Source organism: Sporolactobacillus caesalpiniae (genome assembly GCF_040513385.1).
GTDB lineage: Bacteria > Bacillota > Bacilli > Bacillales > Sporolactobacillaceae > Sporolactobacillus.
In genome coordinates, this window is the sequence record NZ_JBEVCB010000005.1 from 316,724 (window position 1) to 343,107 (window position 26,384).

The window sequence follows — 26,384 nt, forward strand, 5'->3', positions numbered from 1 at the left end:
ATACAATATATTGGCTTTACTGTGCGATAGTGCGATAACCAACGCATTCATTGGTATTCCATGTAATGAACGAAGGTCATGTCTCTGTTCGAAAATCACCAATACAATTTTCAGAGCAAGATCACAAACATTTTAAAACTTGCGAACGTTAAAAGTTAATACTAAAAATCCAATATTTATGTTATAATTTTTTTAAAAATTTTAAAATGATAGAAATATCATAGGGTGATTTAAGATGTATCATATGGTCATCATTTCGGAAAATAGAATCACGCTCAAACGATTATGGACAATGCTACAAGATAATCCGTTGCTGATCATCCATGTCGTACCATTTAGCACGGACGCCTATGATTCTTTTTACCGCAATCACGCCGACATTGTGATTATGGATACATCGGTATTGTTGCCGTACGAAAATATTATTGAGCAATTTAAACAATGTCGCTGGCATTATACGATCCTTCTCTTAAGTAATAAAAGGCAGCAACCTCCTGTTAAGGACGACCAGTATATCTACCTCGACAACAAATATTTTAACAAAAAGATGTTCGCCAATATTCTAAATCATATTGTCCTTCATACAGAAACAATGCGTCAAGATCGTTTAAAACTATCAATTAACTGGCATGGTACCCATCACCTTGAGGTTCATCCGGATACCTATTACTTGGCTTTTATTAAAACTTACGCAAGCGATCAGTCGATTACGAAAAACAAATTACAATCATTCATTCATCAGGCAGCTCCGGCCTGTAAAGTTATGGAGATTTTTCACACCTCAAATGAAGCCTTATTTTATATCAGCCGTTCTAGTATCACAAAGGACTTTAGCTTAAATTTTCTCGGCCAATTGAGTACCAGCCTGTTCGGTTTGGATTCTGCCTTTATTTATCAAAAGAATATTAATTGGCAGCAATTTGGCGAGAATTGTTCGATGCTCAAGGTCTATCAAAAAAACAGTCCGTTTTTCAGCGGTAAAATGATAAATGTATCAGATAAATCCAGTTTGAACATGCATAAATTAACCTTGCAACATTTAGATGAGCAGTGCCGTCAATTGCTCAAAGCGCTTCTTACAGCCGACACTTCTTTAGCAGAACATTTGCTGCAATATATTTATTTACACCTTATTAAAGACAGTTGGAGTATAAAGGCACTCGCATATGTCAGGACCTTTATTGAATTTTGGGGAAAACTGATTCATGCTCGTGTTGACTTCTCGCTATACCAGTCTGTCGAAAGCGAATTGGACGGCCTGTTGCATTCTCATTTGCTGCTGCCGATTCACTATCAGTCGCCAGTGCTGCAGAAAACACTAACTTTAACGGTTCAATCAATATGTAAAAACTATTCTGCCGGATGGTCGCTTGATCAAATTGCCAAAGATCTTTGTTTAAATAAAATTTATTTGAATCGTGTTTTTAAACATCAGTTCAATTATACAATATTGGAAACCATTCAACTGCTTCGCTTGCAATATGCTAAATATTACTTGACATTTAGCAGCCGCACCGTTTCGGATATTTCAAGATTGCTGGGTTTTACAAATGTCGGATATTTCAGTAAGTTTTTCAAAAGCAATGTTGGCTGTACAGCCGTTGAATTTCGTAAAAATAAAAATTTCGAAGGGGCGCTTTACTTGTGAGGGCACTTTGGCTTAACGAAAACGGCATGATGAATTTTATAGAGGTTCCGGAACCATCGATTGAAGGCGACGATGATGTAAAAATTAAAGTGATGTACAATACAATCGGCATTCAAGATTTAAGGATGAAACGTTCCTGGGATTTTTATGCCAAAGGCGGCATTGCCGGTTACGAGATGGCCGGCGTTATTACAGACTTGGGCGGTCATGCACGAGCAAACGGTTTCCATGTCGGGCAAAAGGTCACGGGCACCGTTGTGAAATTTTGCGGTCATTGTCTTTATTGTGAAAAGGGGCAAGAAAATAATTGTCTGCAATTGGATGTAAACAGTGGCACGCTCTGTGATGTAGTCGTCTGGAATGCCAACCAAATTATTTCTCTTCCCCCGGCAGCGACTTTTGACATCGGCTGCCTTCTCGAACCCGTGGCAGTCGTATACATGGCCGTACAAAAGTTACATATAATCGCTGATGACAGTGTTTGCATTTTTGGCGGTGATTTTAATGGTTTGGTGCTGCTTCAATTGATAAAAACACTCGGTGCTCGTACGGTTACTGTTGTAGACGCTAAAAAACATAACCGGGACCTCGCTCAACAGTTCGGAGCCGATTACGTCATTGATGCTTTCAATGAAAACCTTGAAACGGAACTATTTAGAATTTCCGATTTCATCGGCTTTCAAAAGGTAGCAATTACTTCCAGTCAGCCGAATTTTATTTCGACAGCCTTTAATGTAGCTGCCAGAGGTGGAACGGTATTGACCACGGTTTATTTCAATCAAAATCAAAATATTTCTATTAATTCTGTCAAATTCTTTGCCATGAATATTACGCTTACCAGTTCTTTTCTCTACACCAAACAGTTGCTCTGCGAAACCCGGAATCTCCTGCCAAAATTAAAGTTGAAAGAACTGATCAGTCACGAATATTCTTTTAAAAATTATTCTGCAGCTTTTTCAGCAGAGCAGCAATATCGTTATCCGCGAATTGGAATCAGAATGGACGATTGACCGTACTCACATGCTGATGGCTCAATTCCCGTGAGTCAATCGAATTGCCAAACACAAAAAATCTTTGGAAGAGGTACTCCGTTACACCATTGATCATTAGATTCATCATCGTCACTAAATAATCATTCCAGTGCATGACGCCGACCAAATGGTTGCCGCCGAATGTCGATACGGGGGTAAAAACAGCGTAATATAGAAACACTTTGGTCATAGCAACCGGAATATTATTATTCGACTTAAATGTAAACCGACGATTTAATGTAAAGTTCCAAACAATTGATAGAACAAGTGCAATCAAGTATCGCGCCCAGTAATCAAACCGGCCGTACTGCGTCAACAGCGTAAATGCACCCATCTCAATGACACCGGCTGAAGAGGCAAGCAAAAAATATTTGACTGTTCTGAATAATTCTTTTTTAACTTTACCGTTCATCGATTCTTCCTCCATCTTGCGGCATATTGGCAAAAACACAGCTATCCAAAACGAACCGTGGGTCGAGCAGAGTAATGAGAGCAATTTGTTAAGAGACTGCTTGTTTCCCAGATTTTTAATGTCGGTTGATATGAACCACATACGTAAAATCTTAAAAGGAATAAGCAGTTTTCATTAATCAATTTTCGTGAATAAGTTTTTTCTTCAGGCGGAAGTTCTGCTTCGATTGAATCAGCGACTGATTTTCCGTTACTTTAAAAAAACTTGGAATTAGTTTATGGATATAATGGTTTTGCTAATATTCATTCATTTCTCGATGCTGTTTCTGTTACCATCTTGATCGCGTCCGACATCGACTGATCCAAAATGCTGATGACGTCTTCGGCCGTCTCTTTTTTCATTAACAAATTAGGTTTAAACTGCAAAACCGATTGATCAAAGTTGGCCATCATTGACCAAATCCCATGCTTAAGCAGTGATAGCATCAGTGCTCCGCCGCCGAATGGATGTGCCGTTTTTAATCCCATAATGACTCCGCATTGCCTAATTTCGGTAAAGAAGTCAGCATATTTCCGCTGAATCTTCGGCAATTCTTGAGCAAAGAAATTCGTCAGCATTTGAACATTGGCAATGGTATCTTCTCGTGTGATGATATCCATCACTTTTGAAGCAACAATACAGCCGAGTTCTGTCCCATTAAACGAAGAGGTATGAGCAAATCCATCATCTTTCATCCAACTTGCAGCTTCTTCATTCATAATGACGGCCGACATTGGATAATAGCCGCCGGACAATCCTTTTCCGGTAACAATCATATCCGGCGTTGCGCCATATTTACAGCAGCACCATATTTCACCACTTCGCATCAAGCCGGTTTGAATCTCATCGGCAATGTATAATGCACCATATTTATGGGACAGTGTTTCAACATTTTTATGATAATTTTTGATCGGCATTGGGAATCCGGCAGTAGCTGGGATACTTTCAATAATTACAGCCGCAGTATCATTTTTCTTAAGAATGGATTCCAACTGTTCAAGATTGTTGTACTCAATGTGGGTATATAGAGCCGGATCCGGTTTCATGTTAAATGATTCGGCTATTTGGGGGTTGCTGGCTTGCATCGCGATCCCCGTCGCCCCGTGAAAGGCGCATGATAAACTGATCACTCGGCACCTTTTGGTCGCCCGTCTGGCAAATTTGATTGCGGCATCGACGGCTTCTCCGCCTCCATTAAGAACGAAAGCATACTTCATATTATCCGGTGATACCGCCAGCAGCTTCTCGTTTAATTCATTTTTATACGGTGAAGGAAAATAGTGATTGCCTGCATCTACCACCTCAGCTCCCTTCACTAATGCTTCTCTAATTTCCGGATTACGATGTCCTAAATTGAAGACTCCCCCGTTAGAGTGCATATTAATATAGGTACGGTGCCCATCTAAATCTTTAAAGTAACTCCCCTCTCGTTCCCCCATGACCAATTCAACACCAAAGTGGCGAAACGTATTGACTCTATCGGGATTCCAAATTTGATAGGCTTCATCATAGATTTCATGCGTGGTTTTATTCATGTCGAATCCTCCCAGTCATTTATTTTTTATTATTGATAAGCCCGATGATGCTTTGCAGGTACTGGAGTGAGGTTCGATCCAAGTGCAAAATTTTTCAAATACTTTTTTGCTAAAACAGCAGTGCCTTTTGCATAAAATGCCAGCACTTCCGGTGTAAGTACCTGCGATTCACCACTTCCCGGTATGACGCTGCCGATTCGATAGATTAAGCTTTGTAACATACCGATTCTTCGCATCATAACAAAGGTACCGATCTCTTGCTTATCTTCATCCGATATCTTACGCACCGATTCATATCCGTCAATTATTTCTTTTATAACCTCAGGTATATCCGTCCGGTGTTCCATAAAGGTAACAACGCTGGCAATATCATACATAAACCAGCCCTTACCGCTATCATCAAAGTCAAGGACGGTTATTTTATCCCCTTTTTTTAACAAATTGGCCATTCGCAAATCACTGTGAATCATGCCGTACCGATTTGGTGTCTTTCCGTACATTTCAACCCTTTTTTTGATTAAATCGACACAATGATCAATAACTGAAATGTCTTTTTGCGACAACCACTGACGTGAGCGATAACTCACCCCATAGAAGTTATTCCAATTCTTTCCGAAAGTGCCATCGAAATTCCACTCCATTCTTTCAAAAAAATCGGGATATTTCCACTCGGTTGCCCGCGTATGCATGGTCGCAGCGATCTTCCCAATCATGCGATAAAGCTGACGATCTGACACTCGAAGCGGGCTTTTTTTCAACCCACCTAATTTCTGTTGTAACAATGCGGCCAATTTAAAAACAGGTATGGTGATTGTATCCGGAATCCAATCCATTTTACTAATTAATGTGCCAATCTGATCATTCGCATCACTTGAATCGGCCGGCGTTTGCCCCTCAACGTATTTAAAACAAACAACCAATCGCTGTTCATTCATTTTGGGATTTTCAATGACTTCTACATATTTTCCGTTTCGAGAAAGTAACGGGCAATTCAGTAAAAGGCGGTTCGTTCGTCCTAACTCAGTAATCCAGCTCAACTCTGTCTTTACACTATTTAACGTTGTGTAATCAAGGCGCTGAACTCGCATAATCATTTTTTCTTTATTTTTGGCTTCTAAACAAAACGTTGCATTTTCGGTAAAATTTATTAATGTTAGCTTTGACGCCTGTGGATAACTCCATCTTGCTTTTGCTTCTTCGGCCACAGTCCGTAAATAGTTTATCTTTTCCGGAAAAGACAACATCTCATAACGACTTTCAGTTTTCATCTGAACACCCCTTTCGCCTTCGAATGAAACAGATCGTTTAAAAGCTGAACTATTTAAATGATTAATTATTGATTATAATTAAAATTCAAAATAATAATAGAGTATTTTATAAACTTCTTTAGTCAAATATTTATAAAATATAAACTTTTTCACCGTTTCGAAACTATTCTTTTAACTATTGGTGTACTCCGTTTTCGTGGAAATCATCGAAAAATGGATGGTACAGAAGGCGTTTGGCAATCATTTGCGACCTTCCGTAAATCACGTTATCATGAGATCAGCAGTTCGAAAATCAACAATACGATTTTCAGAACCAAATCATAAATATGGCAAGACTTGCGAAACGTTTATCGGAAGAAAATGAAAGGATTATTTATAAGAAATGACGGATTTTCAAAGGCTGAAAGAACAGCTGATCACATATAGCAAGGAAATAGGTGTGGACAAGATCGGCTTCACGACGGCCGATCCGTTCACCGAACTCAAGGCTCGGCTCTACCAGCAGCGGGAGCTCGGTTATCAGTCCGGATTCGAGGAGAAGGATATCGAAAAAAGAACCGAGCCGACTCTGCTCATGGACGGCGCGCAGTCAATTGTCTCGATCGCCATGGCATACCCGAAAAAAATGGCCGAGCGCCTGGCAAACACGAAGGGCCAGCGCCGCGGCGCTTTTGCCCGAGTCTCATGGGGACAGGACTACCATGCCATTCTTCGTGATCGCATGCAGAAGCTCGAAGAATTTCTTGTTACCATGCTCCCCGGCGCACACTGTAAAAGTATGGTCGACACCGGAGAACTGTCAGACCGTGCAGTTGCTGAACGTGCCGGCATCGGCTGGGCAGGAAAAAGCACCAACCTGATTACGGAGGAATTCGGATCGTATGTTTATCTCGGCGAAATGCTGACCAATATTCCCTTTCCTCCAGACAAACCAGCCACTGACCTGTGCGGCGACTGCACAATTTGTATCGACCATTGTCCGACCGGTGCACTGATTCAAGGTGGACAACTCAACAGTCAGAAATGCATCGCCTATCTCACGCAGACCAAACAGGAACTGCCGGAACCCTACAAAAAAGCAATCGGCAATCGTATTTACGGCTGCGATACCTGTCAGCAAGTCTGTCCATACAATCGCGATGTGGATAGTCATTTTCATGAGGAGATGGAAGCGGATCCTGAACTTGCCCGTCCGCTGCTCATACCGCTGCTCTCACTGTCTAATCGCGATTTCAAAGAGACATTCGGCGAACTGTCAGGCTCTTGGCGGGGAAAGAAGCCCATTCAGCGCAATGCAATTGTCGCGCTCGGCAATTATAAAGATGTGAGTGCCGCGCCGGAACTGCTTCGCCTGCTCGATGAAGACCCGCGTCCCGTGATCCGCCGCACGGTCACTTGGGCGCTTCAGAAAATGTGGGATCGATTTGACTCCAACATGCGCGTGCAAGTCGTTCAATCACTCGAAGATCTGCTTGCAAGGGAAAAAGATGAACACGTTCACCAGTGGATCAAGGAAAGACTCGATAATGAAAAAGGATAATTGCAGTTAACTATCTAAGCGATGATCGAACCCATTCATCGCAGAAGTCAAATGCAGGGAGTAAGCATCAATGCCAGATAAGCGAAAGCAATATATCTATGTGTTACGTTTAATTCCTTCTTTGTTAGATGAAACAAATTGGACAAAGCGGGAAAACGATGTGGTTGAACAGCATTTTTCAAGATTACAAGAGCTACTGAAAAAAAGAGTGCTCATTCTTGCGGGAAAAACAGAGGGCTTGGATGAAAAGACATTTGGCATTGTCATTTTAGAAACGTCTTCGTTCGAAGAGGCGCAAACGTTCATGCAAACCGATCCAGCTGTTGCAGCCGGAATCATGACTGCCGAACTTTATCCTTACCGCGTCGCGCTGATGCGGTCTCATGCATCCGATTAAGGAAAAAATCAAATAATCCGGAAAGCCGGTGCGTGCATGGTGTCCGACCAACTTTTTTTCCATATTCATTATTGCAACCATCGATCATTTGATGATAAGAAGCATGCCCCACGAAGGATCAGTCGTACCCTGTCCCACCACGAACTCATTCTTTTTACCGGTGGAACCGGAATGATAACCATTGATCAACGGGATTATTCAATCAAGAAGGGCTTGCTTTGTTATATCCAGCCCGGGCTCCATCATACGTTCGCGGCCGAAGCGGGACCCGGCGGTTTTCTATCGGTTCATTTCAGCTGCGCGGAAGTGGTATGGAATCAAAATCAATGGATGATCCATGAAGGCACAAAAAAATTGATGAGGAAAACCGGGAAAGTCTTAACCGATTACTACGAAATAGAGGCACTGTTTCGACGCTTGACCACCTGTTGGGACAACAAAAGGCCCGGATATCCTTTTGCCGCACGGACCCTGCTGCAACAACTGCTCATCACTATTCGCGAAAAGTTCAGAAGGCAAAATCAAAATGATTCAAGCTCATTAAAGGTGGAGACAATCATCGCCTATATGCAAAAAAATCTGTCCAAGCACATTACTTTGCAAGAGTTAGCCGCACTCGTCCAATTGTCGTCAACATACCTGACTAGGATTTTCAAAGAAAGCACCGGTTACTCAGTTATTGCTTATTTTAACCAGATGAAAATTGACAAGGCAAAGGAACTGCTCCTTGACGGTGATCACAAGGTCAAGGAAGTCGCTCATCTGCTTGGTTTTGCTGATGAATTTTATTTTAGTCGGCTATTTAAACGATCAGAAGGGATCAGTCCAAATGAATATTACAGCAAAAATGTCCATGGATAACAGGATCAACCATGGATCAGCCGCCAATCTACGTTTAAACTAATGGGTGTGATTATTCATCCTATATTTGAACCTCGGAGGCTCGGATCATGCCGATTTGGAAAAGAAATTTAGTGGTATGCTGGTTTGGCATGTTTGCGACAGGGATTGGCATGAGTCAAATTGCACCGGTGCTGCCGCTGTACATCAGACATCTTGGTATTCATCAAGAGGCAGCAATCGCTCAACTATCCGGCATTGCTTTTGGCAGTACTTTTATTTTATCTGCCATTTTTTCACCCATTTGGGGATCGGTGGCCGATAAGTTTGGGCGAAAGCCTATGCTGCTGCGCGCCAGTCTCGGTATGGCAATGGTGATCGGCTGTATGGGGTTTGCCCCCAATGTCGCCGTACTGATTGGGCTTCGTCTTCTGCAAGGCGTGATCACCGGCTACAGCACAGCCTGTACGACGCTGATCGCTACCCAAACGGATCAGGAACATGCCGGATGGGCGCTGGGCACTTTGTCGACTGCCAACATAGCTGGTTCGCTTCTCGGTCCGCTCATCGGCGGATTTCTTAGTGAGCATTTTGGATTGCAAAATGTGTTTTTCATGACCGGTGCACTGATGATGGTTTCCTTTTTTACCACGCTTTTCTTTGTAAAGGAATCGTTCCAGCGAACCGATAAAAAAGTTCGTCATGCCAAAGACATTTGGAATCAAATTCCGGAAAAAGGGTTGACCGTTACCCTGTTTGTGACCGCATTTATCTTAACTATCGCTTTATATTCCGTTGAACCGATTGTGACGGTGTTCATGGGCCATCTGACAAACAGCAGCCATCTCGCACTGCTGTCCGGGCTTGCTTTTTCAGCGTCGGGACTCGCGAATATTATCGCCGCACCGCGCCTAGGGAAGCTGTCCGATCGGATTGGCGCACATAAAGTCATGGTGATTGCGCTTTTTACGGCAGGCCTGCTTTTTATCCCGCAAGCTTTTGTCACCGCGCCCTGGCAATTGATCGTGCTCCGATTTCTGTTCGGGCTTACAGCCGGCGGGTTAATGCCTTCAGTGAATATTATGATTCGCAAAATTACCCCCACCGCACTGACCGGTCGCGTATTTGGTTTTAGTATGTCCGCCATGTATTTGGGTGTTTTCGGTGGATCTGTTTTTGGTGGTCAGATTGCCGCATGGTTAAGTATTCGTGCGGTCTTTTTTGTCACTGCCGCACTGCTGCTCGTGAATGGTTTGTGGGTTTATTGGCGCGTCTACCGGCAAATCGCCGCACAGCCCAGTCGCGCGCAGCATATAGGATAAGGAGCGATGAAAATGAATAAAAATAAGACAGCTTTAGTGGTGATTGACCTGCAGAATGGGATTGTGAACAACCAACGTGCCCCATACACAGGTGCACAAGTTGTGGAAAAAACAACGAAACTGGTGAACGCATTTTCGAAAAACGGGTCCTTTGTCGCACTTGTCCGTGTCTCTTCTTTTGATGGAAAGGATTGGTTTGTTCCGCACACCGATTCCAACCGATCCGCATCGAGATTTCCTGACGGATGGGATCATTATGTACCTGAGCTGGATGCTTTCCAAAAGACTTATCGACTAACCAAACGGCAATGGGGAGCCTTTTTTGGGACTGATTTAGATTTGCAGCTGCGTCGCCGCGGCATTGATACCCTTGTATTATGCGGTATTTCAACCGGTATTGGCGTTGATACAACAGCGCGGGAAGCGTACGCGCGCGGTTATCAGCAAGTCTTTGTTGAAGATGCGATGACTGCGTCGACTAAGGAAGAACATGATCACTGCATCACCCGTATCTTCCCGCGAATCGGCAAAGTACGAACAACTAAAGAGGTGCTGGCGCTTCTTCAATAACGAAACATCATAGAGCATACAAAAAGAGTGAAGAGATCTGTATCTGATCTCTTCACTCTTTTCTTCTTAATCAATTTTATTTAAAAAATGGCGGATCAGCATCCAGATTTGATGCGCATGTGTCTCCAGTGCGAAGTGTCCGGTGTCGAGAAGGTGAATTTCAGCATGCGGCAGATCTTCACAGACAAATTGGCCCTTGCACAATTTGCGGTCATTAGTCACACCTCTGAGCAACAGATTTTTGTGCGATTATTTGCATACATATTTGTTCGTTTTTTTGCACATATTATATAGTAAATAATACACTAAGATTGTATACTATTAGTATCAAGGGGTTGTTGACTACGAAAGGGGAATTTAAAATGCCAACAAAGTCACTTGAAAAAAAGGAAACTTTGCCCGCAAAGGATCTTCGTTCTTTATCACAAAAAAATTTATTGGAAAAATTAAGCCAAAATGAAAAATTAGCGATAATCATGAATGATGAGATTAAAGCTGCCTTATTGAGCTGGAATAAATATGAGCAAATGGTCGATCGTATTGAATTTTTAAATGCACAAGTAGAAGAATTACAAAGTGAGCGAGAAGATCATCAGCTCAATGAACGCTATGGAGAAGCAGCTGCCAAAGCAGAAGAAAATGCAACCACTTCTTATGGAATTAAAGAAATAGATAACATTTTTTTTAAGGGATCTAAGAAAAACTAGTGAAAAGGAATAGCGCCAATTGTCGAAGGGTTTCTGCACGTGATGCAACAGCTTTATCCAAGAATTAAGGATTGATCACCTTACCGTCACAATGGCTTACGCATTCAATTCTTGATGAACAGATTTTTCACCCGGTTTCTTATTGGTCAAGTAGACGCCAAGAACAACCACGAGACCGCCGATGATCTGAAAAAGATTGATTCCATTCCCTAAGAGAATACTGAGGATCGCGGTAAACACCGTAATCAAATTCAGAAAGATGCCGGCGTGACTTGATCCCACTATAGGTACGCCGATATTCCAGAATAACAGCGACCCCACAGATGGGAAGAGTGCTAGATAGAGAATACCGGTGGCCGTTGCAGGAGTAAATGACCAGTTGAAATTTGAATACATGAAAAACGGCAGCATCACCAACACGCTGAAGGCTACGGTAACAGCAGTTGCCCCGATCGGAGGCAAGTCTTTAATTCGATTGCTGAGCAGCGTATAAAAGGTCCACGAAATGATCACCACGAGCATGAAGAGATCCCCGACATTGTAATCAACCGCAAACACATGCAGAAGATTGCCATGGGTAAGCACCAGCAGCACACCAACCAGCGATACAATCAAACCTAGAACATTGACTTTACTTAATTTTTCCTTTAATAACCATACTGCAAAGATGGCAATCATGGCCGGATTGACTGAATTAATTAAAGCTGCGTCCAGTGAGGTCGTAAAATAAAGAGCTTCATAGAGTAAAAGATTATAGCCAATGATACCGAGTATGGAAAGAACGAGTAATAGCTTCCACTCCTTAAAAATAGCTTTCCAATCCGGTCTCTCAATGAGCTGCGCAAGCGGAAAAAGAATAACCGCCGCGATCAGCCAACGTAAAAAATTGATTTGAATCGGTTCCATTTCACCAATCACAAATTTACCGCAGATATAATTACCCGCCCAGAAAAGATTCGCAAAAATAAGCAAAACAACAGCGGTTGATTTTCTCAAAGCACTTACCTCCTCGATCTATTGATCATCATAAACACAAAGCGATATTTTATCAAAAACTCTGTCTGCTCAATGCTTGCCCTTTGTACTTATATGCTTCAATTTTGCATAGACAACGCTTTGTAGTTTCCATGTGGATTTATTGCTAGCAGTAAGCGTTTTTTGTCGGCATGCTAATCATGTCGGACTGGGCAGTAAACAGGACTAAACTGAAAGAAAAGACTGCCTGTAGGGTCTCAACCATTGTTTTTAAACCTTATCGTTAAAAGATAGGCCAAAATAATAGAAACTACGATTAGGAAAATGCTAATTAGAAAAGATCCTGGAGTTGAATAAAATGCGTTTGAAATATACCTAGCCAAATAGAGCATAAAAAGGAAATTAATTATGTATTGGATCCACCATACTATTTTTTCGATCATATAGAGACATCTCCCTTCCCCATTGCTTCTGTGTATTTCCATCTCAGAGCACTTGATAAAAACAGGACCATTGATTTAGCATGATTCTGCTATATCACTGTACTCATCCCCCTGCATGGTTACTGATACACATGCAAAATAGCTTTAGATACAAACTCTGCAATTCCCGGTGACTTTTGGTCCAACGCTTCTTTGTGAACCAAATACGCCCATCCGATTTTGCGAAAGGATTGATCATCACAGGGAATCCATATTATATTTATCAGTTCTCTATAAGCATTAACCGCCGCTTCTGCCGCCAGACTCTCTGGCCCATCAATCATGGCTTCACGAAATTTTTGTATGACCTCTGCACTAAGAGAAACGAGTTCACCAAAATCCGTGTTCATTACATTTGAAGCATTTTTCACAATGGATATGCTGCCCGGAAATATGCCGCTTTTCACCAATGGAAGAAAAAAACCGCTTTCCATTAACGCTCGGATTTCCTTTGCGTAGGTTTTCACCAACGATCCCACTCATGACTACTGCTTACCACAATGGTTTCATGTTAGCCTTGATCCTTAGTTTGGTGTTGCTTATTCCCACTTTGTTCTTAACAAACAAGAAATCTCAGAAGTAAACATTTAAAGGATATCGTTTACTTGAAAGGGTATTATATGGCATCACCATGATGAATTATTAGTTGAAAAAATTAGTAAATACAAATAAAGTGGTTTACTCATGCAATAATTTCTTTGTTCGCCCATAGATTGCAGGCAAAAAAAGTTCTTTACTGCTTATAATTGAAGAAAATACATTGCATAGTTGACGGAAGATGCGCGACAAGCGCGTAAGAGTCGAGATTAGAACGAATCCCTGGGGGAATTTCAACCCAAAAGAGGAAAAGACCTGCGGTATTATGTCAAGTGCTTTGTAAAGTATATTTGTTCATTGATCGATAAAAAGGCGAACTCTAATCTAAGCCCAGTGTGAAATGTAAAATACTGGGAATAGATAAGGGAGTGGAAACAGTCATTTTGACTTATCCGGTCATCCCTTTACTCGGTGCATAAACTTCATGGTGACGGAGTAGAGCGTCAACCATGCGGACCAATTTTCTTGCAGTTAGAACGAGTGCACGTTTGTGTTTATGAGTGGTGACTTCACTTGCCTTTTTCTCATAGTACCTTCGGTATTCCGGAACGTAGCGTATGACATGATTGGCGGCTTCAATCAGGTTATAACGCAAATAGACGTTCCCGGTTCGTGAAAGTCTGGTATCCTCAGCAGTAAAAGTACCCGACTGGTGTTTATGCCAATACAATCCGGCATACTTTGCCAGCTTTGCTTCGTTTGGGAACCGATCAATCTGACCAATTTCAGCGATGATTCCAGCTGAAAAGACGGGACCAATCCCTGGAACAGTATCAATTGTTCGCGTTGCTACCGGAAGACTTTTGATTAGGTTCTCAATGCCCTTTTCTAAGGCTTTAATCTGGGCTTTCATCGTTCTGATCAGAGTAATTGAAGTACTCATGAGAAGATCCACTGAATCTTCCACACAACGGCTCAGCTGATAGGAATTGTTGACCGCTGTTTTGATGGATGAGGCCACTTTTTTGGGATCCCCAAAGTGGTGATTTCCCTTTTCCTGAAGGTACAGTGCCAGCTTTTCCAAGGGCATAGTCACCAAATCATCTAAGCTGAATTCATCACTGAGAAAGTCCAAAATAGCCTGTCCAAAAACGGAAGTTTTAACGTCATGAGTAAACTGGCTGAATTTAAAGTTTAGGTGCTGCAGAAAATGTTGTTTTTCTCTTGTCAGCTCTTGAACCAAGAGAAAACGGGAACGCGTCAGTCGTTGAAGAGCGATATACTGTTCTTCTTTGACTACAGAGAGTGTCGAACGGCCAAATCTCAGATAGTCGGCAATGACAAACGCATCAATCTCATCTGTTTTATCCAGATTCGCATAGCTTTTCTTGAAGTTGGCCACTTGTTTAGGATTAAGCATATAGACGGTGCAGCCGATCTTCTTTAATTCAGGATCTGTATGAAAAAACATGGCTGGATGATAGCTGTACACAGAGGTGGATTCCAAGCCAATTGTGTACGCATCAACCCGTTGATCCTCCGCTAAAGAAATGAGATCGTCGCGCAGTTTTAGAGCACCTGGACGATTGTTTGGGATCGGGTAAGCTTTTATTTTGTTCCCTTTCTCATTTTCAATATAGACTTTGATATCTAGTGAACTTACGTCCAAACCAACAAAATAGGTCATGATACAACCATCCTCCTCTCAATTAGGATAACTTGGGCATCTGGGGATATCCCTAAGTGTGAACGCCGACCAGCACACTCGCGTATCGGAACTTATTCTCTGCTTCATTAGCCGCGTCCTGCCTACTCAAACAGGACAATGAGAATCAGAGATGAACAGCCTGCGAGTAAGGAGTCCCTTGCGTACACCGGGAATCAGTCTTTTAAAGTAGTCAAACTACAGTAGTAACGGGAATTAACCCAAATGATCCTTAAACTCATTATCTTAGGAATATCACCAGGTGTCCAAATCATTTGATCAGATTTATACAAGTTCTCACTGAGTACATTATTAATATACGAGTTGTAACTATTTCCCAGAATCGTAACGAACCACGATAAAGTCGTAACGAATGAGCTCAAAGTCGTAGCTAATTTATCGAAAGTCGTAACCAATTCCCAAACTCGTAACCAATCGCGAAAAAGTCGTAACGAATGAGCTCAAAGTCGTAGCTAATTTATCGAAAGTCGTAACCAATTCCCAAACTCGTAACCAATCGCGAAAAAGTCGTAACGAATGAGCTCAAAGTCGTAGCTAATTTATCGAAAGTCGTAACCAATTCCCAAACTCGTAACCAATCACGAAAAAGTCGTAACGAATGAGCTCAAAGTCGTAGCTAATGGAGTTCTGTCAATAAAGTGGACACAAAAATGTGAAACTGAGTTTAACTAAATGCCTACCGCGCTCCGCTTGGTGTGGCTTTTCTCATGGAAAGTTGAAAGGACCAACTGTCCATGAGAAAACCCGTTTGGGTCATTTATGAGACGCTCCCTGCTTGCTCATGCATCTTCTCAAATTGGTTCGGCGACCAGTAACCCAGACTTGAATGCATCCGGTATGTGTTATAGCGATAGATATAGTGATTGATCGCCTGTATAGCCTCTTCACGCGATCTGAAGCGTCTCCGATAGATGAGATCTTTCTTCAGTGTCGCATGGAATGACTCCATGCAAGCATTGTCATACGGATCTCCTTTGCGGCTCATACTGATCTGCATCTGGTGCTTTTTCATCAGAGCGATATACTCGTTGGCGCAGTACTGAGAGCCTTGGTCTGAGTGATGAATGAGTCCTTTACCTGGCTGACGTTTCTCAATCGCCAACTTGAGTGCCTGCAGAGGAAGATCTTGTGTCATCGTCGCGTCCATATACCATCCGACCACTTTCCGTGAAAACAGGTCGATGACCGAAGCCAGATACACCCATCCTGCCAGTGTCCGAATATAGGTCATATCTGTGACCCAGGCTTGATTCGGCGCCTTTTGTTGGAACTGACGATTCAATAGGTTAGGATAGACCTTCAGATCGTGTCTGGAATCAGTGGTTGCGACATATCGCTTCTTTGGCGTTGCCCTCAGTCCCATTGCTTTCATCTCGCGTGCAATCGTTTTTTGCGACACAATAAAACCTTGACGCAACAGGGCAATATGGATGCGTGGACTGCCATAGTGTCCGTGATTCTGATAAAAGATTTGCTTGATCCGACGCTGTAATTCTTTTCGTTTACGCATCCGCTGGGTATTCGTTTCCTGTCGCTCGCCCCGACTCCATTTATAATAACCGCTCTTCGATACGTTCAAGACAGTGCACATCAACACTACAGAATGTTCATCTCGATGAGCTTCAATGAATCTGTACCTCACTGACGGCCTTGAGTGAAGATGTGCATGGCTTTTTTTAAGATTTCGTTTTCCTCTTTAAGTCGTGCAATTTCTTTTAACTGTTCTTTCTGGAGTTGTTCTATTTCTTTTTGTGTCCGGTACGGTTGATGTTTCTGTTTTAACGACTCTCGGTAATCGCTCACCCAGCGACTGACCGTACTCTTGGACAGTTCCAATTCATAGGCAACTTCGCGGGCAACCCTCCCGTCATCCACAATCAATTTTGCGACATATTCCCGATACTCCCGATCGTATGCCATAGTTGAACACGCCCCTTTTTAGGATAGTTTAATCATACGAAATCCCATTTTGACATGTCCACTATTTAGACTAACTCTATAATTTATCGAAAGTCGTAACCAATTCCCAAACTCGTAACCAATCGCGAAAAAGTCGCAATGAATGAGCTCAAAGTCGTAGCTAATTTATCGAAAGTAGTAACGAATTCGGAAACTCGTATCAAATTGAAGAAAGGTCATAACGAATTAAGTAGCTCACCTGTTGAATAATCAGCTAACCTGCTATATAAATCGTTGGATACGCCAACTTTAGATGTGTTTGATTTAACTTTTCCCGTTCCATACTGCGCACTCCATCTATACTGCGCAACAAAGACATCTTCAGGAAATAATTTTAATAAAAAAAACAGGCAAGTACACGAGTATGTACTTGCCTGTTCCTTTTTTATTCCACCGTAACTGATTTGGCCAAGTTACGTGGTTTATCAACGTCGCATTCGTTCTGCAGGGCTGCATAGTACGCAATCAGCTGCAGAGGAACGGCGCAAACAAGTGGTGTCAGAGCATGGTGCACTTTCGGAAGCACGATGCGGTCGTCCGCGTGGTTCGTGACTCCGTCCATGCTGATGATGCATGTGTGGGCGCCGCGAGCGGCGACCTCTTCAACATTGCTGCGAATGTTGTTGTTGACATTTTTCTGGGTTGCGAAGGCGAAAACCGGTGTGCCGTCTTCGATCAATGCGATTGTGCCGTGCTTGAGTTCGCCGCCGGCGAAGCCTTCCGCCTGGATGTAGGAGACTTCCTTCAGCTTCAGCGATGCTTCCATGCAAACGTAATAGTCGAGTCCGCGACCGATGTAAAAGGCGTTGCGCGTGATCGAGAGATAGTCGCGTGCGACTTCCTTCAGCTGCGCTTTTTCGTCGATCATCTGCTCCATACCTTGTGCCGCGATACTCATCTCATGAACAAGATCTAGATCGAACTTCGTTCCCTTCTTCTGAGCGGAAGCAACCGCGATAAAGGCGAAGACGGCGATCATGGCTGTATACGCTTTCGTTGATGCAACCGCGATTTCCGGGCCGGCGAACAGCAGCATCTTGTAATCTGCTTCGCGGTACAAGGTCGATCCTTCGACGTTCGTCATGGTCAGTGTCGGATGACCGAGCTTTTTCACTTTGACAAGGACAGCACGGCTGTCCGCTGTCTCCCCGCTTTGGGAGATAAAGACGAACAGCGGCTTTTTCGACAGAAGCGGCATATTATAGGAGAATTCACTCGAGATATGCACTTCGGTCGGAATCCCGGCAATCGTCTCAAGCAGATGCTTGCCGACAAGCCCGGCGTGGTAGCTTGTGCCGCAGGCGATGATGTAAATCCGATCGGCGGCATTGACAGCTTTCGTAATCGTCGGATCGAGCGTAACGACTCCGTCCTTGCCGCTGTATTCCTGCAACAGGCGGCGCATTACGGCCGGCTGTTCATCAATTTCCTTCAGCATATAATGAGCATAAGCACCTTTTTCCGTGTCATGCGCATCGAAGGAAACCGTATAAGGCGCACGCGTCTTTTCATTGCCGTCGAGATCCATGATCGTGTAGCGGTCACGCTTCAGTTCGACGATTTCTTCATCAATCAGCTCAACATACCGTTTCGTCTTCTGAATCATCGCCGTCGCGTCACTGGCTACGACATTAAAGCCGTCGCCAAGACCGATCAGCAGCGGACTTTTGTTCTTCGCAACGTAAAGGGTTTCGCTGTCTTCCAAGTCAACCAACGCAATTGCGTAAGAACCCTCGAGCAGCTTCAGCGTTTTCCGAAGAGCGGCTTCTGTGCTCAAACCATCGTTTGCAAAGGTCTCGATTAGTTGCACAACCACTTCCGTATCCGTCTCGCTTTTCATGGTAACACCGGACAGATATTCCGCCTTCAGTTGGCTGTAATTTTCAATCACACCATTGTGAACAAGGGTGAAGCGTCCGGAAATGCTCTGATGCGGGTGCGCATTGCGTTTGTTCGGTTCACCATGTGTTGCCCAACGTGTATGCCCAATACCAAGTGTCGCGTGAACGGTCGGATCCACGGATTTGCGAAGAACGGCGATCCGTCCTTTTTCCTTGAAAATGTGAACACCGTCTGCATTTAAAAGTGCGATGCCTGCCGAATCGTAACCTCTGTATTCAAGATTGCTGAGTCCCTTAAGCAAAATGTCACGTGCATCTTCATTGCCGATATAGCCTACAATACCACACATAGGATGATGTCCTCCTTGTGAGGCAAGGTGCACTTTAAGATGTTGTCACCGTCATCATATAGGGCAGTCTTGCCCCACTTGTTTTTTATTTTAATGCTTATATATCTTGCCGCACGGCTTCTGTACAGAAAGTTGCCTTTCTGGTTTGAGCACGTGCTAACGGTTGCAAGGTTCCGGGAGGTATCCGCCGAATGCTTCGATAAACCTCCTCCTCGTCAACTATTCCGTACTTGTCCGTCCGTTGGAATAGTCCAGGCGCTTCATATTCAGTTATCCACCCCTCACTTTCCTTCTCGAGTTACCCACATACTACTTTAATCTGATCGGTGCGTCAATCATCTCTGAAGTGGGATTTTTCTTACTCAATATATCTATTCAGCAATGCCATGTCCCGTAACCGACAAACATAAACTTCATTGATGAAATTTCAACAGCGATCCGTTCAAACGTTGCTTAACTGCTGCATTGGCATTAGAAAAACCAGGCATGCCCAGTCCTTGCTTCCGCAGGATGCGGTGACTTCAACGTTGCTCACAGGACGTACTTTCACAGGATGTGATGACTTTCGCGTTACATATAGGACGTATGCGCATTTAGCGAAAGTTCCTCTAGATTAGTTGAAGATCCTTTTTCTTAGCGAAAGATCCTTCTTTCTCGAAGGTCCTATAGTTCAGCAGAAGGAACTCATTACCGTTCCCCGGATATTTTGAACATATTTTATTGAATTTCCCCGCCCACTGCATCAACGACTTTTTGTGCAATTTTGTCGACAAACGCATCGCACGCTTCTGCTGTAGGTGCTTCGGCCATAATCCGGATCAGCGATTCAGTACCTGAAGGGCGGACAAGTACCCGACCGTCACCGGCCATATCCGCTTCAACTTCTTTAATAGACTGAGCTACTTCCGGATTTTCTGTCACATGGAATTTATCAGCGACATGAATATTCACCAATTTCTGCGGGTAGGTTTTTAACCCTGCCGCAAGTTCAGACAGCTTCTTTCCAGTCGCCTTCATGATGCTGACCAACTGCAATGCCGTCAGCATCCCATCTCCCGTAGTAGAGTGTTCAAGAAAGATGATGTGTCCGGATTGTTCGCCGCCAAGTGCATAACCGCCCGCGCGCATTTCTTCCATAACGTAACGGTCGCCGACCTTCGTCTGCTTTGTTTCAATCTGTTCAGCTTGAAGTGCTTTATATAAGCCAAGATTACTCATTATAGTCGTAACCAGTGTGTCTTTAGTTAACATTCCTTTTGATTTCAAGTAAGTGGCACAAATGTACATGATTTTGTCGCCATCGATAATATTTCCTAGTTCATCAACAGCAATCAAACGGTCACCGTCGCCATCGAAAGCAAGCCCGCAGTCCGCAGCTTTTTCAACAACGAGTGTGGATAAGGATTCAGGATGCGTCGATCCGACACCTTCGTTAATATTTTTCCCATTTGGTGATGTACCAATAGTTACGATATCTGCTTCAAGATCAGCGAAAAGATGCGGAGCGAGCGCGCTCGTCGATCCGTTAGCACAGTCAAGTGCAATCTTGATTGTGGAAAAATCGTCTTCCTGAATGGTCTGCTTCAAAAATTGAAGATATTTCTGACTTCCTTCGAAATAGTCACTTGACGTGCCCAAATCGCCACCGATTGGTCTCGGCAGATCGTCTGTTTCCTTCGCCAGCAACGCTTCAATCGTTTCTTCAACCTCATCGCTCAGCTTAAAACCGTCACTGCCAAAGAACTTGATCCCATTATCAGCGACCGGATTATGTGACGCAGAAATCATGATGCCTGCACTAGCATCCATCGCCTTTGTCAGATAAGCGACACCAGGAGTTGAAATAATACCCAGCCGCATGACTTCAACGCCAATAGACAATAGGCCGGAGATTAACGCGCCTTCAAGCATATAACCGGAAATACGCGTATCCCTGCCAACCAGAACCTTAGGATGCTCAGTCGTCTTCGTTAATGCATAACCGCCGGCACGCCCTAATTTAAAAGCCAATTCGGGTGTCAAGCCGAGATTCGCAATACCTCTGACTCCATCCGTTCCAAAGTACTTTGTCATAATATCGATCGCTCCTATCTTTCCTCGTCCAAATTCCGCCGCTTTATTGTAAACTCACGGCCGCATTCTGTCAAAGGATGTTCTAACCACTCTGAAAGTAGCAGAAATCCTCACAACACCATCAGCTGATGCTCACCTTGACCGTACCCGGGGTCGCCTTTGCAACGAGACCATCTGCGGCACTAACTGCGACAGTGACTTCATGCGCTCCCGTATCCAAACCATCCAGATCTACCTCGGCGTGAACATCATCAGCTGTCAACTTGTCAAGATCCTGTGACGAACCGGTTACAGAGACGCTTACATGGTCTTCTTTATCAAAAGACGCATTCAAGCCATCCTTAAGTCCAATCACCTTAATTGGGATATTCGTTAGCTTCTTTGTTTGTTTGTCCGTACTCAAGCTAGAATCAGAACTTGGATCAGCGCTTGAATCCGCACTGCTTTCATCACTTTCCGCATCCGTTTCTTTTATGATATGCACCGTCACATCAATTTTCTCCGGATCGCTCCTTGTTGCTCCGGAAGGCAGTGCCACTTTCACTGTAACTGTTTTATCCTTTTTCAATCCGTCAACAGATACGGAAAGCGGTTCAAGAGAGGTGATCCGGTCAAGTGCGTCTTTGTCTTGAGCAGTCACCGTGACCATTTTTGCGGACTGATCAATAGAGTCAATGCTGTACCCCTTGGCCGGTGTCCCCGTTGTCACCGCATTGATGCTCAATTGTTTCGATACTTTTTCAATGGGCACACGGACATGAACCGACGATGGATTAATGGTCACATTTACTTGATCACCATTACTATTATATGCATGCAGGGTGATCATTTTTTCTACTGCCGCATCCGCGCCTTTGACACTAATGACGCCTTTTACGAAAGCAATCGAATCGACAGTATCCTCGCCGCCGGTAACCGTAATATTCTGCGTATCCATGACAGGATCACCAACTGTGTATCCTTCTGCTAGCGAATTTTTATTTAGTATATCAATGGCAATAGGAAGCTCTTTGCTCGTTCTTTTTTGTATTGTGACACGTACCGTCTTCGGACTCGGTTTGACGGTGAGACCTGACGGAAATCCGCGTGTCTGCACGTGAGCGTCATAGGTACCCGGCTTCATACCCGATAGATCCAAGTAAACGCTTTTCGTACTGGGAAGTTTCGCCTTAAGAATGGATTCATTGGACCCGTTCAGGCGAACACTGATCGTCTGTGGCGCTCCGCTCACTACATATTTATTTTGGTCATATTTGATCGCTAACTTTGACGTTATAATCGCCGATTGCTGCGTCGGATTCACAGCGATATTGGAGGAAGAACCCGACGGCGTGCCGTCACCGGCTGAGACAATCGCATACAGCATCAACGCCATAACAAAGGATACAATTTTGACAAACCAATTGTTATTCAAAAGTTTATCCATTGTGCTTTCCTCTCCAATTCCAGCGAATCGTCGTCTGATTATCCGATTCATCGAGCTCGTGCTGGAGCATTTCCTTCAGACGTTCTTCACTAATATCACGGAACATTTCACCATTTTTCGTCACGGTGATGCCCCCTGTTTCCTCGGATACTACAACGGTCAGCGAATCCGTTACTTCACTGACACCCATTGCCGCCCGGTGCCTTGTCCCAAGTTCCTTGGAAATAAACGGGCTCTCCGATAAGGGAAGATAGCATGCCGCAGCAGCCACTTCATTTCCGCGAATAATAACCGCACCATCATGTAAGGGTGTGTTCGGGATGAAAATATTGATGAGCAGTTGGGAAGTTAAGTTCCCATTCAGCTGGATGCCGGTTTCAATATAATCATTGAGACCGGTCTTGCGCTCAATCGACATCAGAGCACCGATCCTTCGCTTCGCCATGTAAGAAGAAGCTTTGACAATCGCTTCAGCCATTTGTTTATGTTCTTCTTCAACGACCGTTCCTCTTGAGAACAGGCGCCCACGCCCAAGCTGCTCGAGCACGCGGCGTAATTCCGGTTGGAAAATCACGATGATCGCAAATAAGCCGTAGGTTATGGCATTGTTCAGAATCCATTCCAACGTTCGAAGCTGGAACAGACTGCTCAGAAACCAGACCGCGATGATCACCAGAATACCCTTCGCTAGCTGAACTGCCTTTGTGCCTCGAATAATCATGATCACTTTGTAAATCACATAAGTGACAATCAAAATGTCAATGATGTCTGTCAAGTAGTTTAAAATATTCACATGAGTCCACAAAGACATGATTTTTCATCCTCCAAATCAGCCATTCTTATCATTACATCGACAATCTTAGTGTTTCTGTATATACCCTAGGTAAACCCATTCTTAAAAAATTATTGTGCACCTAAGGCTCGTCTTTTTCTATCTTATGTGTTGCGCGGTTAAAAAATGAACGGGCGTTCTCAGTTCTGATCCCCCGACACGTTAACGAGCACATAGTCGTTCTTATCTCTTGTTTGATGTCTGGCGCCGATCACGACAAGTGACATAGGTACTGCGCAAATCGCTACAGCGGTCAGTACCGGATGGCGGCTGCCCCACCGCAAAATCACATGACGTTTTGCAGCAGGCAGTTGATCAAGAACACTTTTCGTAAAAGCGGCCGGCAATTGAGGGTGGGCAAGTCGCCGCAGCAACTCGGTCGAATACGTCAATTCATTAAAATGAACACGGCATTCATTACAAGAATCCAGATGTTCATAGAGTTCATGCTTTTCCCGTTCCGTTGCCTCTTCATCCAAGACCTTATTCATTAATGACAGATACTTCTTATTCGTGCAGCTCATGCTCGATCGCCTCCCCCGGCCATCATCATTTTTCTCAGCATCTCCCGGCCACGATGAATACGCGTCTTTACCGTACCGACCGGAATATCCATAATTTCACTGATTTCTTTCAAGCTCAAATCCTCAATGTATTTAAGTACCACCGCTGAACGGTATTTTTCCGGTAATTTTTTTATCTCATTTTGTACCATTTCCTCGGTTTCCTTACGCACAGCCAGCTCTTCCGGTTGTTCTGTTTGATCAGGAAGCATCGCGTTCAGGGAAAGCCCTTCCGTACCCGGAACAACGGCGTCAAGCGAAATATTGCTCTTCCTCCGGCGCAAAAAGTCAATCGATAGATTGGTCGCAATCCGGAACAGCCATGTCGAAAATTTACGTTCATGATCATATTGATCAATGTGGTTATATGCGCGAATGAACGCTTCCTGTGACAGGTCTTCTGCTTCCTGCGCGTTGCCGACCATGCGTAAACAGATCGCAAACACGCTGTTTTTATAGCGTTCCACCAACTCGGCAAATGCCTGTTGATCGCCTTTTTTGACCTTTTTGATCAATCGCTTCTCTTGTTGATCCATTTTAACCTCTCGTTTGAAGCATTATTTAATACGCAAGTCAATCGCCCCAAGTTTCATTGATAGTTTAAGGCGTTTCCTCAAATAATACTGATTTTCATGATGTCGCTTAATTACTCAACTTTCGCACCCTAATTTGGGCAGATAAACCTTGATATAGTTGGGTAAGCTCTCAATCCATTGTGTCAGTTGACAAGTAACCCATCTTTTGATTGATTTTTTTGTTTTTGTTAGGGCGTCATGAAGAATATCCATGAGCTGCGTCAGTGCTACAGCCCAATCCAGTTCATTCATTTCGTCACAGAGTTCATAAAACATACCACCAAGGGTTCGATTATCTGTACTGCAACGGTTTTGCCAAGACAGGAGAATAAACCTTGTAAAGACAATGGTTGTGTGGCTAATCAGCAGATCGTACGATCTGCCCTGGAACTCTTTTTGAAGCTTAAGAAATGACTTCGTTGCTTTAAAAAATAATTCAATGTCCCATCTCATGCCGTACGTACGAATGATTTCCTGTTCTGTAAGTGTGCAGTCAGTACTTAAGATGGCTAGCCATTCACTTTGTTTATTGCGGTTTTGAACGAACACAACTTTGACCGGGACTCCATTAGCCATTGTGGTACGAATAGAACGTAAAATTTCTTTGTGACTGGTTACGGGCTTCGACAGTCGATACAGCGTTCTTAATCCAACCCATTGAGAGCCTACTCGATAGCGCTGATTCGTTGGTTTCACCATACCAATAACATCGATACCTTGATCGGTCAAAGCCTTGATCAAAGGTTGTTGGGTAAACCAGCTGTCCATCAGAACATAGGATGCATCAATTCCGTTCAACAAGGCCCGTTTAACCATCCCAGGGATTTGTTCAGGAGCTGTTTGTAAAGCTTCGATTCGTCTTTTATAGCCGGAACAACGCTTATCAATCGTCGAATTGATATCATTAATTTTTGCCTTTTCTTTGCTTGAACTAAGGAGTGAAAAATCAATGGGCAGGAACGTTGATCCGTCGGACCATCCTAATGTCAGCATACGAAATCCTTTGTAGTGTCTTCTCCTGGCATGGTCAAAACAATGAGCCAAAAGTTCGACGCGCTTACTGCGGTCGCGATAAAAAGATGAATCATCCAGAATGAGTACTTTAGTGTGGCAGGTGCTCGTCAAACGGCTGACTTTCATAATCGTGAATACGCTTAGTGCCGTCAGGAAGCGGCGCCAGGCAAACTTCGGGTAGTTTAAAAAACGATAAACAGCATCCTTGCCTGGTAATTCATCTGCTTTATTACTCTCCAGTAAACGATACCAATTTCTTTGGGTAAAGATCAGACGAAAAATAAGCTGAAAAAGATAACCACTGGAAAAGCCGAAGGCTTTTTGAATTCCTGCCTGACGTAAATGTTTTAGAATCTTCAACTCATCGAATTTTGCTTTTATTTCTAATGGTAGTTGATTATTTTGACCTTTTTTCGCTATCATATAGAGGGCACCTCTTCTGTTTGGTAGTGTATTTCGTCAAAATCACTATACCAAAAGTTGAGGTGTCTTTCTATTTTGTCAAGAAACATAATGAATAGGCCACAAAGTACGTTATATCAAGGGTTATTTCGGATTTTCACTCTGCGAAAGTTGAGTTAATTATAAAACAGTTTCAGTCATTACCTTGTTCATGAGCTGTTATTCGTTCAAGAAATGAAGAATCCGGCGGTCAGTCCGCCTAAATGATTGATCGTTTGAAATCCGTCTATAGGGGTATTCTATAATGAGCAAGTACTAAG

Annotated in this window: 23 protein-coding genes; 8 read left to right on the plus strand and 15 right to left on the minus strand. The window is 43.5% G+C overall.

The features are described 5' to 3' along the window. Window positions 1-235: 235 nt before the first annotated feature. Both ABWW58_RS12000 and ABWW58_RS12005 read left to right on the plus strand, forming a co-directional pair. Window positions 236-1,648, plus strand: coding sequence for a helix-turn-helix transcriptional regulator (locus ABWW58_RS12000; RefSeq protein WP_353869366.1), 1,413 nt, complete (start codon window positions 236-238; stop codon window positions 1,646-1,648). After that, window positions 1,645-2,658 carry a zinc-dependent alcohol dehydrogenase gene (locus tag ABWW58_RS12005; RefSeq protein WP_353869367.1) on the plus strand — a complete coding sequence of 338 codons (1,014 nt, stop codon included), beginning with the start codon at window positions 1,645-1,647 and terminating at the stop codon, window positions 2,656-2,658. The genes ABWW58_RS12000 and ABWW58_RS12005 overlap by 4 nt, the downstream gene beginning before the upstream one ends. Here the strand turns inward: ABWW58_RS12005 and ABWW58_RS12010 are convergent. The 3 genes from ABWW58_RS12010 to ABWW58_RS12020 all read right to left on the minus strand — a co-directional run bounded on the left by ABWW58_RS12010 (window position 2,642) and on the right by ABWW58_RS12020 (window position 5,933). After that, the gene (locus ABWW58_RS12010) at window positions 2,642-3,091 is read right to left on the minus strand and encodes a GtrA family protein (protein ID WP_353869368.1); all 450 of its coding nucleotides are present in this window, start codon (window positions 3,089-3,091) and stop codon (window positions 2,642-2,644) included. The two genes, ABWW58_RS12005 and ABWW58_RS12010, sit on opposite strands and share 17 nt — an antisense overlap. 302 nt (window positions 3,092-3,393) lie before the next feature. Beyond that, the gene (locus ABWW58_RS12015; protein ID WP_353869369.1) at window positions 3,394-4,665 is read right to left on the minus strand and encodes a class-III pyridoxal-phosphate-dependent aminotransferase; all 1,272 of its coding nucleotides are present in this window, start codon (window positions 4,663-4,665) and stop codon (window positions 3,394-3,396) included. A gap of 29 nt (window positions 4,666-4,694) precedes the next feature. Then, complete coding sequence (locus ABWW58_RS12020) at window positions 4,695-5,933, minus strand: phosphotransferase enzyme family protein (protein ID WP_353869370.1); 1,239 nt, start codon at window positions 5,931-5,933, stop codon at window positions 4,695-4,697. Window positions 5,934-6,315: 382 nt separating this feature from the next. Between ABWW58_RS12020 and queG the strand changes: the two genes are divergently transcribed. The 6 genes from queG to ABWW58_RS12055 all read left to right on the plus strand — a co-directional run bounded on the left by queG (window position 6,316) and on the right by ABWW58_RS12055 (window position 11,309). Continuing rightward, entirely contained in the window at window positions 6,316-7,473 is a 1,158-nt protein-coding gene (queG, locus tag ABWW58_RS12025) for a tRNA epoxyqueuosine(34) reductase QueG (RefSeq protein ID WP_353869371.1), read from the plus strand. 70 nt (window positions 7,474-7,543) lie between these two features. Beyond that, window positions 7,544-7,870, plus strand: coding sequence for a YciI family protein (locus ABWW58_RS12030; RefSeq protein ID WP_353869372.1), 327 nt, complete (start codon window positions 7,544-7,546; stop codon window positions 7,868-7,870). Between the two features lie 36 nt (window positions 7,871-7,906). Then, window positions 7,907-8,731, plus strand: coding sequence for an AraC family transcriptional regulator (locus tag ABWW58_RS12035; protein ID WP_353869373.1), 825 nt, complete (start codon window positions 7,907-7,909; stop codon window positions 8,729-8,731). A gap of 89 nt (window positions 8,732-8,820) precedes the next feature. After that, on the plus strand, window positions 8,821-10,032 hold the full coding sequence (locus ABWW58_RS12040) for a multidrug efflux MFS transporter (RefSeq protein WP_353869374.1): 1,212 nt from the start codon (window positions 8,821-8,823) through the stop codon (window positions 10,030-10,032). Window positions 10,033-10,044: 12 nt separating this feature from the next. Further along, complete coding sequence (locus tag ABWW58_RS12045; RefSeq protein WP_445783434.1) at window positions 10,045-10,602, plus strand: hydrolase; 558 nt, start codon at window positions 10,045-10,047, stop codon at window positions 10,600-10,602. 362 nt (window positions 10,603-10,964) lie between these two features. After that, window positions 10,965-11,309 (plus strand): hypothetical protein, encoded by a 345-nt coding sequence (locus ABWW58_RS12055; protein WP_353869376.1) that lies wholly within the window; start codon window positions 10,965-10,967, stop codon window positions 11,307-11,309. Window positions 11,310-11,405: 96 nt separating this feature from the next. Here the strand turns inward: ABWW58_RS12055 and ABWW58_RS12060 are convergent, their stop codons facing one another. From ABWW58_RS12060 to ABWW58_RS12115, 12 genes are all read right to left on the minus strand, one after another. Beyond that, window positions 11,406-12,305: a DMT family transporter gene (locus tag ABWW58_RS12060; RefSeq protein WP_353869377.1), complete on the minus strand. Its 900-nt coding sequence runs from the start codon at window positions 12,303-12,305 to the stop codon at window positions 11,406-11,408. 541 nt (window positions 12,306-12,846) lie between these two features. After that, window positions 12,847-13,200 carry a TipAS antibiotic-recognition domain-containing protein gene (locus tag ABWW58_RS12065; RefSeq protein WP_353869378.1) on the minus strand — a complete coding sequence of 118 codons (354 nt, stop codon included), beginning with the start codon at window positions 13,198-13,200 and terminating at the stop codon, window positions 12,847-12,849. A gap of 551 nt (window positions 13,201-13,751) precedes the next feature. Beyond that, window positions 13,752-14,990: an IS110 family RNA-guided transposase gene (locus ABWW58_RS12070; RefSeq protein ID WP_353867580.1), complete on the minus strand. Its 1,239-nt coding sequence runs from the start codon at window positions 14,988-14,990 to the stop codon at window positions 13,752-13,754. Between the two features lie 796 nt (window positions 14,991-15,786). Then, window positions 15,787-16,671: an IS3 family transposase gene (locus ABWW58_RS12075; protein WP_353867364.1), complete on the minus strand. Its 885-nt coding sequence runs from the start codon at window positions 16,669-16,671 to the stop codon at window positions 15,787-15,789. Then, a complete protein-coding gene (locus ABWW58_RS12080) occupies window positions 16,668-16,949 on the minus strand; it encodes a transposase (RefSeq protein ID WP_353867365.1) in 282 nt (93 codons plus the stop codon). Before ABWW58_RS12080 ends, ABWW58_RS12075 begins: the two co-directional genes overlap by 4 nt. A gap of 424 nt (window positions 16,950-17,373) precedes the next feature. Then, the gene (glmS, locus tag ABWW58_RS12085) at window positions 17,374-19,179 is read right to left on the minus strand and encodes a glutamine--fructose-6-phosphate transaminase (isomerizing) (protein WP_353869379.1); all 1,806 of its coding nucleotides are present in this window, start codon (window positions 19,177-19,179) and stop codon (window positions 17,374-17,376) included. Window positions 19,180-19,896: 717 nt separating this feature from the next. Beyond that, entirely contained in the window at window positions 19,897-21,252 is a 1,356-nt protein-coding gene (gene glmM, locus ABWW58_RS12090) for a phosphoglucosamine mutase (protein ID WP_353869380.1), read from the minus strand. Window positions 21,253-21,373: 121 nt separating this feature from the next. Further along, complete coding sequence (locus ABWW58_RS12095) at window positions 21,374-22,678, minus strand: CdaR family protein (protein ID WP_353869381.1); 1,305 nt, start codon at window positions 22,676-22,678, stop codon at window positions 21,374-21,376. Next, window positions 22,671-23,489 carry a diadenylate cyclase CdaA gene (cdaA, locus tag ABWW58_RS12100; RefSeq protein ID WP_093673406.1) on the minus strand — a complete coding sequence of 273 codons (819 nt, stop codon included), beginning with the start codon at window positions 23,487-23,489 and terminating at the stop codon, window positions 22,671-22,673. The genes ABWW58_RS12095 and cdaA overlap by 8 nt, the downstream gene beginning before the upstream one ends. A gap of 161 nt (window positions 23,490-23,650) precedes the next feature. Further along, window positions 23,651-24,034 carry a zf-HC2 domain-containing protein gene (locus tag ABWW58_RS12105; RefSeq protein ID WP_353869382.1) on the minus strand — a complete coding sequence of 128 codons (384 nt, stop codon included), beginning with the start codon at window positions 24,032-24,034 and terminating at the stop codon, window positions 23,651-23,653. Next, window positions 24,031-24,609, minus strand: coding sequence for an RNA polymerase sigma factor SigW (gene sigW / locus ABWW58_RS12110; protein ID WP_093673410.1), 579 nt, complete (start codon window positions 24,607-24,609; stop codon window positions 24,031-24,033). Before sigW ends, ABWW58_RS12105 begins: the two co-directional genes overlap by 4 nt. 114 nt (window positions 24,610-24,723) lie before the next feature. Beyond that, a complete protein-coding gene (locus tag ABWW58_RS12115) occupies window positions 24,724-26,085 on the minus strand; it encodes an IS4 family transposase (RefSeq protein WP_353867754.1) in 1,362 nt (453 codons plus the stop codon). Window positions 26,086-26,384 lie beyond the last annotated feature (299 nt).

Excerpts from the sequence above, each read along its gene's own strand:
- ABWW58_RS12000 (WP_353869366.1), top strand. The coding sequence starts at position 236 with ATGTATCATATGGTCATCATTTCGGAAAATAGAATCACGCTCAAACGA.
- ABWW58_RS12010 (WP_353869368.1), bottom strand. The coding sequence starts at position 3,091 with ATGAACGGTAAAGTTAAAAAAGAATTATTCAGAACAGTCAAATATTTT.
- ABWW58_RS12015 (WP_353869369.1), bottom strand. The coding sequence starts at position 4,665 with ATGAATAAAACCACGCATGAAATCTATGATGAAGCCTATCAAATTTGG.
- ABWW58_RS12020 (WP_353869370.1), bottom strand. The coding sequence starts at position 5,933 with ATGAAAACTGAAAGTCGTTATGAGATGTTGTCTTTTCCGGAAAAGATA.
- queG (WP_353869371.1), top strand. The coding sequence starts at position 6,316 with ATGACGGATTTTCAAAGGCTGAAAGAACAGCTGATCACATATAGCAAG.
- ABWW58_RS12030 (WP_353869372.1), top strand. The coding sequence starts at position 7,544 with ATGCCAGATAAGCGAAAGCAATATATCTATGTGTTACGTTTAATTCCT.
- ABWW58_RS12035 (WP_353869373.1), top strand. The coding sequence starts at position 7,907 with ATGGTGTCCGACCAACTTTTTTTCCATATTCATTATTGCAACCATCGA.
- ABWW58_RS12040 (WP_353869374.1), top strand. The coding sequence starts at position 8,821 with ATGCCGATTTGGAAAAGAAATTTAGTGGTATGCTGGTTTGGCATGTTT.
- ABWW58_RS12045 (WP_445783434.1), top strand. The coding sequence starts at position 10,045 with ATGAATAAAAATAAGACAGCTTTAGTGGTGATTGACCTGCAGAATGGG.
- ABWW58_RS12055 (WP_353869376.1), top strand. The coding sequence starts at position 10,965 with ATGCCAACAAAGTCACTTGAAAAAAAGGAAACTTTGCCCGCAAAGGAT.
- ABWW58_RS12065 (WP_353869378.1), bottom strand. The coding sequence starts at position 13,200 with ATGGAAAGCGGTTTTTTTCTTCCATTGGTGAAAAGCGGCATATTTCCG.
- ABWW58_RS12070 (WP_353867580.1), bottom strand. The coding sequence starts at position 14,990 with ATGACCTATTTTGTTGGTTTGGACGTAAGTTCACTAGATATCAAAGTC.
- ABWW58_RS12080 (WP_353867365.1), bottom strand. The coding sequence starts at position 16,949 with ATGGCATACGATCGGGAGTATCGGGAATATGTCGCAAAATTGATTGTG.
- glmS (WP_353869379.1), bottom strand. The coding sequence starts at position 19,179 with ATGTGTGGTATTGTAGGCTATATCGGCAATGAAGATGCACGTGACATT.
- glmM (WP_353869380.1), bottom strand. The coding sequence starts at position 21,252 with ATGACAAAGTACTTTGGAACGGATGGAGTCAGAGGTATTGCGAATCTC.
- ABWW58_RS12095 (WP_353869381.1), bottom strand. The coding sequence starts at position 22,678 with ATGGATAAACTTTTGAATAACAATTGGTTTGTCAAAATTGTATCCTTT.
- cdaA (WP_093673406.1), bottom strand. The coding sequence starts at position 23,489 with ATGTCTTTGTGGACTCATGTGAATATTTTAAACTACTTGACAGACATC.
- ABWW58_RS12105 (WP_353869382.1), bottom strand. The coding sequence starts at position 24,034 with ATGAGCTGCACGAATAAGAAGTATCTGTCATTAATGAATAAGGTCTTG.
- sigW (WP_093673410.1), bottom strand. The coding sequence starts at position 24,609 with ATGGATCAACAAGAGAAGCGATTGATCAAAAAGGTCAAAAAAGGCGAT.
- ABWW58_RS12115 (WP_353867754.1), bottom strand. The coding sequence starts at position 26,085 with ATGATAGCGAAAAAAGGTCAAAATAATCAACTACCATTAGAAATAAAA.